At 59.8% G+C, this 12739-nt stretch carries 12 protein-coding genes; 9 read left to right on the forward strand and 3 right to left on the reverse strand.

What is annotated here, in order from left to right; translation table 11 throughout:
* Positions 1-133: 133 nt before the first annotated feature.
* The 3 genes from ACZY1F_RS17165 to ACZY1F_RS17175 all read right to left on the reverse strand — a co-directional run bounded on the left by ACZY1F_RS17165 (position 134) and on the right by ACZY1F_RS17175 (position 3127).
* Positions 134-1138 carry an alpha-ketoacid dehydrogenase subunit beta gene (locus ACZY1F_RS17165; RefSeq protein WP_463943305.1) on the reverse strand — a complete coding sequence of 335 codons (1005 nt, stop codon included), beginning with the start codon at positions 1136-1138 and terminating at the stop codon, positions 134-136.
* Entirely contained in the window at positions 1131-2105 is a 975-nt protein-coding gene (locus ACZY1F_RS17170) for a thiamine pyrophosphate-dependent dehydrogenase E1 component subunit alpha (protein ID WP_463943307.1), read from the reverse strand. The genes ACZY1F_RS17165 and ACZY1F_RS17170 overlap by 8 nt, the downstream gene beginning before the upstream one ends.
* A gap of 146 nt (positions 2106-2251) precedes the next feature.
* Positions 2252-3127 (reverse strand): IclR family transcriptional regulator, encoded by an 876-nt coding sequence (locus tag ACZY1F_RS17175; RefSeq protein WP_463943309.1) that lies wholly within the window; start codon positions 3125-3127, stop codon positions 2252-2254.
* A gap of 476 nt (positions 3128-3603) precedes the next feature.
* On the opposite strand from ACZY1F_RS17175, the gene ACZY1F_RS17180 reads away from it, so the two are divergent.
* From ACZY1F_RS17180 to ACZY1F_RS17220, 9 genes are all read left to right on the forward strand, one after another.
* Complete coding sequence (locus ACZY1F_RS17180; protein ID WP_463943311.1) at positions 3604-4026, forward strand: RidA family protein; 423 nt, start codon at positions 3604-3606, stop codon at positions 4024-4026.
* Positions 4026-5156: an aminotransferase class V-fold PLP-dependent enzyme gene (locus ACZY1F_RS17185; RefSeq protein WP_463943312.1), complete on the forward strand. Its 1131-nt coding sequence runs from the start codon at positions 4026-4028 to the stop codon at positions 5154-5156. Before ACZY1F_RS17180 ends, ACZY1F_RS17185 begins: the two co-directional genes overlap by 1 nt.
* Positions 5157-5228: 72 nt before the next feature.
* Complete coding sequence (locus ACZY1F_RS17190; protein WP_463943313.1) at positions 5229-5975, forward strand: SDR family NAD(P)-dependent oxidoreductase; 747 nt, start codon at positions 5229-5231, stop codon at positions 5973-5975.
* Positions 5976-6046: 71 nt separating this feature from the next.
* On the forward strand, positions 6047-7126 hold the full coding sequence (locus ACZY1F_RS17195; RefSeq protein WP_463943315.1) for a M24 family metallopeptidase: 1080 nt from the start codon (positions 6047-6049) through the stop codon (positions 7124-7126).
* Positions 7127-8030: 904 nt separating this feature from the next.
* A complete protein-coding gene (locus ACZY1F_RS17200) occupies positions 8031-9233 on the forward strand; it encodes an ABC transporter substrate-binding protein (protein WP_463943317.1) in 1203 nt (400 codons plus the stop codon).
* 59 nt (positions 9234-9292) lie between these two features.
* A complete protein-coding gene (locus tag ACZY1F_RS17205; protein ID WP_463943319.1) occupies positions 9293-10015 on the forward strand; it encodes an ABC transporter ATP-binding protein in 723 nt (240 codons plus the stop codon).
* A complete protein-coding gene (locus ACZY1F_RS17210) occupies positions 10012-10707 on the forward strand; it encodes an ABC transporter ATP-binding protein (RefSeq protein WP_463943321.1) in 696 nt (231 codons plus the stop codon). The genes ACZY1F_RS17205 and ACZY1F_RS17210 overlap by 4 nt, the downstream gene beginning before the upstream one ends.
* On the forward strand, positions 10704-11588 hold the full coding sequence (locus ACZY1F_RS17215; RefSeq protein ID WP_463943323.1) for a branched-chain amino acid ABC transporter permease: 885 nt from the start codon (positions 10704-10706) through the stop codon (positions 11586-11588). Before ACZY1F_RS17210 ends, ACZY1F_RS17215 begins: the two co-directional genes overlap by 4 nt.
* A 1-nt stretch (position 11589) precedes the next feature.
* A complete protein-coding gene (locus tag ACZY1F_RS17220) occupies positions 11590-12660 on the forward strand; it encodes a branched-chain amino acid ABC transporter permease (protein ID WP_463943325.1) in 1071 nt (356 codons plus the stop codon).
* Positions 12661-12739: the final 79 nt, after the last annotated feature.

Below are 12739 nucleotides of genomic sequence, written 5' to 3' on the forward strand. Positions count from 1 at the left end.
ACGGGTCCCAGATATGGACGTAAGCTCCATCGCTGTGGAGCCAGGACGTGACCGATCCTTGAGAGGAATTCGTTCCCACGGAGGGCATTAGGACTGACGTTTCCATCTTCTGCTTTCGATTTCGGTCGTCTGCTCAGACAGCCTGAAGCTTCTTGCTCAAGACATCGCGCACAGTTTTTACCACTTCAGCGCGGCCGGGAATGATTGCAGATAGCAGGGAAGGGGCAGCAGGAATCCGGGCATCTGGGGTGGCTATTCTGACCGGGGCGCTCTGAAGTGGAGCGTTCCGTTCGACAACGGATGCCACCAGTTCTGCTCCTAGACCACCGAACTGGTGCGCCTCGTGGAGGACGATGAGGTGTCCGGTTTTGGCAATGCTTTGGACGACGGCGTCCACGTCCAAAGGACGGATCCATCGCATATCGATGACTTCTACAGAGATCCCCTCTTGTTCAAGTTCCTCGGCGGCTTCAAGAGCGGCGGTTTGGATTGATCCCCAAGTGGCAATCGTTAGATCAGTGCCCTCTCTCCTTGTCACTGCACCTCCGATAGGAGCAATGGGTCCTCCTAGATTCACGGGCGTCTTAGTCCCGTGATAAAGGTTCCTGTTTTCAATGACAATGGTCGGGTCGTCGCTCGCAATGCTGGTCAGAAGGAGGTCATAGGCGTCCTGAGGTGTAGTTGGCATGCAAACCTGCAAGCCGGGGATGTGTGCGAAAAGAGCTTCTAGGTTCTGTGAATGCTGGGCACAAGCACCTGGCCCGCTTCCCTGCTGAGTCCGCACTGTTATGGGTGCAGTCAGTTCTCCTCGGTTGATGTAGCGAACGTTAGCTGCCTGGTTGACGAGCTGGTCGAAGGCCACAAGGGCGAAGTCGGCCCACATGATCTCGACTATTGGGCGGCGACCCATGATGGCGGCACCGACGGCGCCTCCCAAGATGGCCGCTTCTGAAATTGGCGTATCGAACACTCGCTCGCCAAACTTCTTCTGCAGCCCTTTGGTGACACCAAATACTCCACCCGGGATGGCAACATCTTCGCCGAACAGGAGGGTGGTCGGGTCCTCATTTAGGGCTCTATCCAGTGCGCGGTTTACAGACTCGGCATAGGTCAGATTCTTCTTGATGATTTCAGGCATAGAGGTGCTCCAAGGCGGTCTGGGGGTCGGCAAGGGGGCTTTGCTGCGCAGCTTCGCTGGCCAGCTGGACTTCGGTGTTCGCGCGCGACAGGGTGTCGGCAATCCGCTGTGGATCAACGCCGGATGCTGTAAGGGCGTCGCTCAATCTCTTTATTGGTTCACGTTCCAGCGCCCTGTCCAACTCTCCGTCTGCCCGGTACACCTGCGCATCTCCGATGTAATGCCCGACAAGACGATCGGTCATGGCTTCTATCAAAGTTGGCCCCTCTCCAGCTCGTGCCGCCTCGACAGCATGGGCCACGCTCTGTTGAACCAGATCGGGATCGTTTCCATCTATCCTGATCCCGGGCATTCCGTATCCCGCCGCGCGGGTGAAAAGCCGGTCCGAAACCGTCGTGGCGGTGATGGGGGTGAGCTCGGACCAATGGTTGTTCTCGACTATGAAGACAACGGGTAGTTTCATCGCCGCTGCGAAGTTGAACGCTTCGTGAACTGAGCCTTGGTTGACTGCTCCGTCGCCAAATGCCGCGACCGTTACTCTGTTCGAGCCATCGAAGCGTCCAGCCAGGGCAGCCCCGGCGGCAATGGGCGCACCAGCTCCGACGATAGAGTTCTCTCCCATCATGCCGACAGAGGGGACGGAAAGGTAGGCAGAGCCGCCGCGGCCGCCGTTCACCCCCGTGGAGCGCCCCATTAGCTCAGCAAACATCCCCTCCAGAGGTGCGCCACAGGCCAGCGCCCATCCATGTCCTCTGTAGGTAGGGAAAACAAGGTCCCGCGGAAGATCCAGGGCCGCTGTTGCACCAACATAGATGGCTTCCTGGCCGTTACACAGATGGACCGAACCGACAACCGGGCCGGTCATCTTTAGCCTGTAAATTTCTTCTTCGAAGGCACGTATCCGCTGCATCGCATGTAATTGCTCCAGCGCAGCTTCCGTGGAATCGTTGGAATGTCGATTGGGCAATGGAGTATCTCCTTCTTAGTCGTGCAAGAGTCTGGGATAGCAGGCACTGCCCAACAAAGGACAGAGACGAATAACTCAACTGGACTGCTATTGGTCCGGATCGTTGAGCCGCATCGGGGGTTAGTTCGCTGGGAACCTAACGACCATCAGCTCGTGCTGAGTGTCTTTGCCGCTCGTGATGGATTCTCTATGGGCACAGCTGGAAGGCTAAGGCGCCCGGTTTTGAGTAGGTTGGTTGCCAATCCACCGGCTTCACGCACGGCGTCGGCAAGATTATTCTGTGAATGTGTAAACCGTGAGATAGGTGCAGACACGGTGAACGAGCCAGCAGGGGCTCCGGTGGCGTCAAAGAAGGGCGCCGCAACACAACAGATATCTGGTTCGAACGCCTCGTAGTCCAGGGCGTACCCCCGACGCCGAATGGCAGAGAACTCGTTTTCCAGCGCCTCATAACTAGTTAGTGTGTTGGGAGTCATTTGGGTCAGTTCCACCCCGGAAAACATGGTGCGCACCTGGTTTTCGGGTAGATAGGCCAGTACTGCCTGACACGACGCCCGGGCATGCATGTTGCCCACATACCCGACATCGAGATGCTTTACTGTCAACGAGTGCATACCACTTATGACCTGCTGGCGCTGGATACTGCCGTGGTACCACCCGCAGACGTAAACAGTCTCTCTTGTCCTGTTGTGTAGGCGAGTAAGGATCGCGGAAATATCTGGCGCAGGTCCCGTTCGCGATGAAATTCCCTTTCCAAGGGCGGCGCCCCTAGGACCGACGTCGAACTGCCCGCCCGGAAGACGAACGATGTAGTCTTCCGACTTGAGAGTCCGCAGCAGGTGGTAACAAGTGCTCTGCTTAATTCCCAGTTGCCTCGAAATACTCTTTGCAGTGGCTGTACCGCCTCGGTCAGCGATTGTTTCGAAGACCTGGAGACCACGGAGCAGGGTCTGCAGCACCGTTCCTTCACCGTGGTCCAGTCCAACCTCGTCGAAGCCACTCTCAGGATCAGTGACCTTCATGCCAACCCCTTAGGAAAGTGGGCCTGACGCCGAGCTTTAAAGGAGGGAGATCGTCCCTTGTTCATATTGCTCAACCAAGGACCTCGCAGCTGCCTTGGTGCAGGGGCGTGGGGGGTGCAACTTCTTTGTGTCACTCGTTCGTTCCCTCCTGCGCCGCCGGCTCCCGTGAGTCGGGCGCCCTTTCTCACCATGAAAGCGAACTGGAGGTCAGAGGTCTATGGCAACCCACCAAATGTTGATTATTTGAAATATGGGGGTCCGCCGCGTTGAGCTGGCCGGGTCTCTGTCTGCAGTATCGCACGCGCAGTATCGCACGCGGCGGGATAGTCCAGGAAAGATTTCAAATAAGCTAAATTGCCTGCGCGCTGGTAGCCAAACCTTCCTCTGATCAGCCATCTTGACTACAAGCCTTGGACGAACGGGAAGGTCATTGCTCCTGCCTGCGGTCCGCAGATCACAATGAAAGAGGTAATTCTATGACTCATTCAGCACCCTGGAATCCCACGACGCTGGCGGCCCCCATCGGCAAGTACAGCCATCTAGCCCCCGTTGATCCTGCGGCCCAGATGGTATTTATTTCCGGCCAGGTCGGCGCCTCTCCGGACGGCGACATACCGGATGGCGCTTATGACCAGGCCGTCCTGATTTTCTCTAACATTGAAGCACTGCTGGCTGAACTGAAGGCCACTCCAAGAAATATCGTTCGCCTGCTGACGTTCGCCGTAGGCGTGGATGACTTGCCCGACTTTTATCGGGCGCGAGACGAATACTTCGCACGCTGGTTCCCTGACAACGCCTACTGCGGTCACTCCCTAGCCGTGGTCGCGGCATTGGCCAAGCCTGGACTGCGATTCGAAATAGAGGGATGGGTTGCGGTTCCGCAGGAGCCCGGCAGCTGATGGTGAACGGAGACGCCACGATTTCTCATACTGAGTTCCGTGAAATGTTTCCCGCCACCGCGACGAGTGTGTGGCTCGATACCCCAGGGTGCCCTCCTGGCGCGCAACCCGTTGTTGCCGCCCTGACTAAAACTCTGGCCCATTGGAACACCGGCGATTTCGACTGGCTCGAATGGGATTCCGTTCCTCAGGAGGCACGAAGCCTTATCGCGGCACAGATGGGGGTTTCCGAACAACACGTTGCCCTGATGACCTCGGTTTCGGAAGCGGCTGCTACCGTGGCCGGCGTTATTCCTCCAGGGAGGATAGTGATGCTGGAAAAGGAATATCGCAGCGTCCTTTTCCCCTTCCTCAGGCTGGAGTCTGGACGGCACCCGGTGACCCTCGTCCCCGCTGCCCAAGGAAAGAACAGCACTCAAACACTGATCGAAGCCATCACTGCCGATACCTCTCTCGTCGCCGTGAGCGAGGTGCTTTCCAGCGACGGCGTCCGCCTGGATCTGTTTGCTCTGAAAGAAGCCGCTGATGCTGTCGGTGCCCGGCTCTTTGTTGATTGCACTCAGGCGTTTGGCGCGCTGGCGACGGATTACGCAGCTCTCGGAGCTGATTATGTGGCGTTTCACGGCTATAAGTGGCTCCTGTGCCCACGCGGAACTGCCGCGCTGGTCATACGTCCAGACCGCGCCGACGAGTTGGTCCCGCTGGCCCCGGGCTGGAAATCGACGTCGCTGCCTCATGGCTATTTTGGTGGTCCGGACAAACTTGCCACAAGCGCGATGCGTCTCGACAGTTCCCCTGCATGGTTTTCCTGGATAGGTGCTTGCGCCGCCCTGAAAATCCACGCCAGCCTCGATCGCGGACAGGTCGAAAAACATACCTGCACCCTCGTCCAGCGATTTGTGGACAGTGCCAGAAACCTTGGCTTCAGCTCTCCGGCGCAAGGCCTTCCAAGCCATATCGCCGTGCTGGAATTCCCCGCCATACCCGAACTTCCACATGTATTGCGGGAACGAGGCATCAAGGCCGCCGCCACTGAAACACGTCTGCGCATAGGTGCTCACTACTTCAACAACCACGCCGACATCGACCGCGTCCTGGAAGTGCTGGCCGAACATCGACCGAAGCCCTGATGTAGCCAGGTAATCCTCACTGCCGGAGCAAACGCAATCAATGCACACTATTGCCACTAGGAGAGAATTGAAATGAGTAGTCCAACTGTCGTTATTGTGACTGGGGCCGGAAACGGGATTGGGAGGGCTTGTGCACATGCCATCCATGAAATGGGACATCACGTTGTACTTATAGACCGGGATGAAGAAGCCGGATCTGCGGTAGCAGCCGAACTGGCGGCCAGTACCTTCATCCCCTGTGATGTCACAGATCCTGCTGCTATATCCGCCGCGGTGAGGGCAGCTTCCGATCTGGGCGGAGGCGCGTTGGCCGGCCTGGTGAACAATGCCGGGCGTACGGCCCGAGTGACCATCGATGATCTTGATGAAGATACATGGCGGTCGCTACAGAGCGTTAACCTCGACAGCGTCTACCGCTTTACTCGGGCAGCTTTGCCAGCCTTGCGCGCTGGCAATGGATCCATTGTCAACGTCGCCTCTGTCGCAGGCTTGGTTGGTGAAGAAGGGCTGGCGGGATACAGCGCCACAAAAGGCGCGATCATCGCTCTTACTCGTTCACTAGCTCTTGAATTAGCGGGTCTTCGTGTCAATGCAGTCTGCCCTGGACAGGTAAATACGCGAATCATGTCCCGGGTAAGTTCCAACCCGGAACTTCTCAAAGCAACAACAGCGCGTATTCCTCAGGGCCGCCTCGCCGAGCCTTCTGAGATCGCCAGCGTCGTTTCATGGCTACTTAGCCCGGGCGCAAGTTACGTCAATGGCGTTGCCATTCCCATCGATGGTGGCGAAACGGCAGGCATCAAAGCATTGAGCACCTAGTGCTGCAGGAGGGCAGCGCCGTGGAAACGTCGTATCCCCACCCGAGCTGGCTACCGGAGTCCAATAGCACGATGGAGGCTGTGGAACGGCGCGAGCAGGTCAGGGATTATGCCGCCGACAATAACCTGGACGGCGTCCTTGTCCACTCGTGGCGGCGCAACCTGCTCACGGGGCTGGCCGGCTACTTTCCCGGGTACGTCACGAATTCTGCCAGTTTATGGATTCCGGTGGTCGGCCTGGACGTCCTCGGTGTGCGGTTCCCTTTCGAGGTATCGGTTGCCCGGCAACAGAGTGGCTTGATCGCACGACACGCCACGACACCGGAGGTGCTTTTGCCGGAGAAAGCCAGGAATGTGGGCCTGCTGTTCGGGGACAGCGCGGTCGACGAAACAACTGTCGTATTTGATCGAATGCTGCGGGAACGCGGTGTTGGCAGTGTTGATTTGGCGCCCTGGTTTGATGACCTCCGTGAAATCAAAACAGCGGGGGGACTTGCAGGGCTTCGTAAAGCAGCTTACGTGGGAGATGCCGCGCTGCGGGCAGCGGGGCCGGCCGCAAGGATCGGTCGGGCTGACTTTGAAATTGTGGCTGCGGTGGAGGCGCTGGCCCGCGCCAACGGCGCAAGCCGCGCGGACTGTCTCATCGGCATTGGAACCGGTGCAGTTGTCAGCGAGGCCTGTGGACATCGGTTGCGACCGGGCGAGGAGATTGGCTTGGAGCTGAACATGCAGCATGGTGGATACTTTTCGCACGTTCAGGCCACAGTTCTGCCCCAGGATCCGCTTCCCTTCCAGGAACGTGCCGTTCAAGTCGTCCGTGAGGCGCGCAACGCCGTAATGCGCAAACTTGTTCCCGGCATAGCTGTCGCTGATGCCGTGGCAGCAGGGGATGAGGTCCTGAACAAGCATGGGCTGTTGGCAAACAAAGAGTACGACTTTGGCCACGGAATTGGTTGGGATACACCAGAGCACCCTAGGCTCCTCTCATCCAGCACCCGGTTAATTCGGGAGGGGGCCGTAATCGCCGTTCATTGCAGTGTCCGTCGCCCGGGTGGGGAAACTGCTTATACCGGGGGCCCTGTGCACGTGGAAAAAACAGGAGCCGTGGAACTGGTCAGGGACCCTGTGGTGGCCATCCAGGGAGACTATTGACGAGCATCCGAAGGACGATGCTCGGTCAAAATCCAGAGGCGCTACCTTCTATCCCTGAGAGCCGGGCTGGCAGAGGGAGCGGCGCAGGGCGTCCAGTAGTCCTTGGCCTTCTCCGTGGTAAGCAATTGATCTCACCACACGTCTCCTAACCCTGAAGACCTTCGCATGCGACCCCCTGATCCGTCCGATCAGGGGGTCATACTCTGTTCGGGGAAAACACGCCGCGCACACTCGCCGGTGTGGGTCGCCCAGGCGCGGCGACGCAGCAACCCCGCACCAGGTGGGAATGCCTCCGGCCGATGCGGCATTAACCGCCGCTTTACTGCAGTTCGCGCATGCTTTGCCGCCTACGGCCGGAGCCCCGCCCCGTTCGCAGTGTTTCGACGAGCTGGGGCCTGGCGCTGAGCGTATCTACAACAGCACCGCCATAAGTGCTGACGGGACGAGTCTCCCGGGCCACTGATGAGCAGACACCTGTGTTTGTTAAGGCATAAAGGGTGCGACCCGGCCTGGGCCTCACCCTGGACGGGTCGCGGACGCTCGAGCCCTTCAGATGTTGCCCGTTATCAACGCCGAGACGCCCATAAAGCGTTCACAATCACGCGACTTTGTAGTTTTCTTCAAATAATTGAAATCGCTGAGCGAGATGTAGTGGCCCGTTCATGAACCGGTCATCTTTAGATCAAGCAACATCTGGTAACGAGACGCTGATCACATCCTGTTCACCGGGTCCCCTGCCCTGACCCCTTTACAGCAGGCACCTAACTGCCGGAGGCGACCCGGGTGGCTACCTCACGTGGCCCAAAGTCGCAGGTTGAAAAATGAGACTAACTAATCATTCATCGGCGGCACACCGGTTGACATCAACACCGGACTATCAATATCACTCAGCGATAGGAATGAAATGCGTAACATGAAGCCCCTAGTGGCCACCGCGATGCTGGCAGTGTCCGCACTCGCTCTCTCGGCATGCAGCGGCAGCGCCGGAGATTCCAGCACCGGTTCGAAGGACCCCATCATCATCGGCGCTGCTGTCGGTATGTCTGGATTAATGGCCGACTACGACATGCCACCCCTGAACGCACTCAAGATGAAGGTGGATGATATCAATGCCAAGGGCGGCCTCAACGGCCGCCAAGTCAAAATCATCGAGCAGGACACGCAGAGCGACATCGCCCGCGGTGCCACGGCCGCGCAGTCGTTGATCCAGGAAGGCGCCAACATCGTGGTCGCCAGCTGCGACTTCGACTATGGCGGACCGGCCGCCTCGGTCGCTCAGCAGGCCGGGTTGCTCTCATTCTCACTATGCGCAGCGTCGCCTAAATTCGGCGTCCAAGGAATCGGTGACCTGGCCTTCACGCCGCGCGGCTCCATTGCCACGGAGAGCGCCGTCCTCACCGACTTCGCACTCAAGAAAGGCTGGAAAAAAGTCGCACTGGTCCTCGATGAGGGTATCGCCGCGACGTCGGGCCTCTGCAAGGCCTTCAGTAAGTACTTTCCTGCCGCGGGCGGAACGATCACCGGAACATCGACTTACCAGAACACTGATTCGTCATTCGGACCGCAGATCGAAACGGTCAAGAGCAGTGGTGCGGACGCGGTTCTGCTCTGCGGCGTGCTGCCCGCCGGTGCCAGCGTCCTGCGCCAGCTTCGTGCCTCCGGGGTAGACCTGCCCATTTTGACGGGCGACCCCTTTGACGGGACGTACTGGACCGAGTCCGTACCGGGTGTGTCGAAGCTCTATGCTGCGGCTGCGGCGTCGATCTTCGACGACTCGAAAGTCGAAGGAGCCAACGAGCTCTTCGCCAGCTACAAAAAGACCCACGGTGAGAAGCCAATCCGCGGAGACGCGATTTTCGGCTCCGTGATCGGGGAACTGATTGAGGCCGGGGTCAATGGAACAGGCGGTTCAACGGAAGGGTCGAAGTTGGCGGACTACCTCGAATCTAACAAGATTCCCACGAGCCTCGGTGACTACAGCTACGACGCTGAGACCCATATTTCCCTGACGATGGCGTGGGAGATGCTCGAGTTCACCAATGGCAAGCCGGCTTCCGTCGGCGTGCTGACCCCCACGGTCAAAGTCGCCCTGACGGACGGCGCCTGAGGAGACGGAATTGGGGCGGGGTCCAAAACCTCGCCCCTTTCTGCCGGAAAGTCGAGACTATGACTGTTAACCAATCGATCGAAGCGCGCGGGATCACCGTGCGTTTCGGCGCCGCACAAGTGCTCACGGAAGTTGATCTCACGGTCGAGCCGGGATCAATCCACGGACTGGTCGGGCCTAATGGGAGCGGCAAGACCACGTTGCTGAACGTACTGAGCGGATTCGTTTCCCAGTCCAGCGGAGAAGTGTTCGCCGGTGGCAGTGCGGTCAAACGAGGCGTGCCGCGTCTCTCCGCCGGGCTCGGCATCGGCCGCACCTTTCAGTCCGTGCGTCTGTTCCCCCGCCTCACGGTACGGGAGAACATCGCTCTCGGGGCCCTCGCGCGGGGCGCCGCCACTGCGCAGGCGAACGCGCGAGCGGCCGAACTGATCGGACGATTCGGGCTGGATGAGGTCGCCGATCTGGATGCCGACAGCGTGCCGTACGGCACCGAGCGCCTCATCTCCGTAGCCCGCGCCCTGGCGGGGAAGCCAGCCGCACTGCTTCTGGACGAGCCGTGCGCGGGTCTGGACGAGAGTGAGACAGATGAGCTCCTCGAGATCCTCAAGCGCGTGAACTCGGAGTTCGGATGCGCGATCGTCGTCGTCGAGCACGACATGCGGTTCATCGCGGGTCTGTGCTCCGCCGTCCAGGTGCTCGCCAACGGGCGCACCATCGCGTTGGGAACAGCCACGGAGGTCCTCGCGGACCAAGCCGTAATCGACGCCTATTTAGGATCATGATGAAACAAACACTCATTGTCGCCAACCTCGGCGTGCGTTACGGTGCGGTCACAGCCGTCCGTAACCTCAGCTTCACGGTCCGACCGGGCGAGATCATGGCGCTGAACGGCCCGAACGGTGCCGGGAAGTCATCGACGGTGATGTCGATCGTCGGCGGTACTGTCGGAGCGCAGACGACGGGATCGATCACGTACGGTGGCCATGAGCTCATCGGTATGACTCCCGAAGCCATCAGCAACCTCGGCATCGCTTGCGTTCCGGAAGGTCGGCGCATTTTCACGACCCTGACGGTCCAGGAGAATTTGCTTATCGCGGCGCACCAGTCCAAGGGCTCCGCCGCCTTCAAGGCAGGCTTGGACGAGGTGGTCGCTCGCTTCCCCGCGCTCGGCGAATACCGTACGAAACCGGCCGGCCTGCTGTCCGGCGGACAGCTGCAGCAGCTCGCGCTCGGTCGCGCCCTCATTCGCAAACCTGACCTCATGGTTATCGACGAACCCTCGATCGGTCTCTCTCCGAACCTGGTGACCGAGATCCTGAAGGTCATAGCCGAACTCCGCGACGAGGGAACCGCGATCGTGCTCGTGGAGCAGAACGCCCAGCGGGCCAGGGCGATGGCGGACCAGTGGGCCGAGGTTGACAAGGGAAGCATCAAATCCAGTTCCACATCGCAAGGCGAGGTCGTATCCGAATGAACGTCTTTTTCACAGCGCTTTTGGAAGCGTTGTCCACGGGCGCAATGTACGCCGTGATCGCGCTGGGCGTGGCCCTGATCGTTGGCGTCGCCCGGATCATGAATTTCGCGCACGGAGACATCATCATGGTCTCCGGCTATGCGGTCGTATTCTCCGCGAGCGTCAGCTGGCAGCTCGCGGTAGCGGTGGCGATTGGCATCGCCGTCGTAATCGCTGTGGCAATGGAGTTCGGAGTGTTCCGATGGGCCCGCCGCACCGACCAAACCACCCTGCTCATCATCGCTTTCGCTCTCAGTATGTTCATTCAGGCCTTGATGACGATGATCGTCGGGCCAACCCCTCACGCGACGGGCTTCGGGATCGAGCTCTCGGAGCAGGTGCAGTTCCTGGGGCTGGCCGTATCGAAACTCACGCTCGTCACCCTCGGGGCGGCCGTCGGACTTCTGGCACTGCTTTCGTTCGTCCTCCTCAGGACGCGCTCCGGATTGCAGCTGCGGGCTGCCTCTGAAGACTTCGTAATGGCGCGGATGCTTGGTGTAAATGCCAATCGGGTCATCGTAGGAGCCTTTGTGTTGAGCGGCCTGTCGGCCGGCGTCGCCGGAGTGCTGCTAATCGCCCGCACGGGCTCACTAACTCCGCAGTTCGGAGTCGCCCCCGTCCTCATCGCCTTCGTCGCCATGATTGTCGGCGGCCTCGGCAGCCTGCCGGGCGCGGCGGTCGGTGGCCTGATCCTCGGTTTCATCTCGACCTTCTTCCAGACCTTTCTTCCCCCCGATCTCGCGGTCTACCGGGATTCGCTGATGTACCTCCTCGTCATCGCCATCCTGCTGTTCCGTCCTCAGGGCCTGTTCAAGGGAAACCAGATTGGTGAGCGAATCTAAAATGAACCACACACTACGATCCACCTTGTCGCTGGGCGGTCCCATCGTGATCGTCCTGCTGGCCCTGCTGATCTCGCCACTGGGCGGGAAGGCACTGACTTCCATGGCGTCGTTCGGGCTGATCAACCTCATCCTCGTGCTCGGGCTCTACATCTTCGTCGGCAACACGGGCATTGTGTCCTTCGGTCATGTCGCCTTCGTCGCAGTCGGCGCGTACGTCGGAGCCCTCACCTCGATCACTCCGGGCACGAAGGCGATGCTCCTCCCAGACCTCCCAGACTTCCTTAAGGAGATATCGCTGCCGTTCTGGGCCAGCGTGCTTGTTGCCGCTGCCGCGGCCTCGCTCTTGGCCTTCGTGATCGGCGTCCCCTTGATGCGCCTGCACGGCCTCGCGGCCGGCATCGGCACACTCGCAATGCTGGTGATCGTCCGCGATGTAATCCGCAACTGGAAAAATGTGACAGGCGGAGCAGGAACCCTTAACGGAATCCCCATTCAGGCCTCACTGCCCGGCCTAGCCGCAGTCGCCATCATCGCCGTCATCATCGCCTATCTCTTCCAGCTCAGCCGACGGGGCCGGCTGGGGCGTGCTACGCGCGAGGACCGCATCGCGGCCGAAGCCCTGGGCGTGAACGTCTTCCGTGAACGCCTGGTCTCCTTCGTCGTCAGCGCGGCGGTCGCCGGAGCCGGGGGAGCAATGTATGCCGCTCAACTGGGTGCGATCGCCAGCGACTCCTTCTATCTGCAGCTCACGTTCCTGGTGCTTGCCATGTTGGTTATCGGCGGAATGACGAGTATCTGGGGCGCCGTAATCGGCACTCTTACCGTTACGGTCATCCAGGAGGGCCTGCGAACGCTGCAGAGTCTGCCCGCGCTATCCGGATTGCCGTCCGGCACCTCCCTCGTACTGGTCGGCCTCGTGCTGCTGGTGGTGTTGATATTCCGACCCCAAGGGATCACTGGTGGACGGGAACTCGGGGAGCTACGAATATTTCAGAGGGGTGGCCGGGGCGCGGTTGACACGCGGAGCCCGGAGTCAACCCCTCTTGATCGCGCCCGTTCCCAGCAGTAACCCGCAGGCTGCCTCTCTGGAGTACTTGAGGGCAGTCCAAGGGGAACCTACTAGGAAGAATTCCTGAGGCGCAGGAAAC

It is taken from the genome of Pseudarthrobacter xylosi (genome assembly GCF_055412765.1).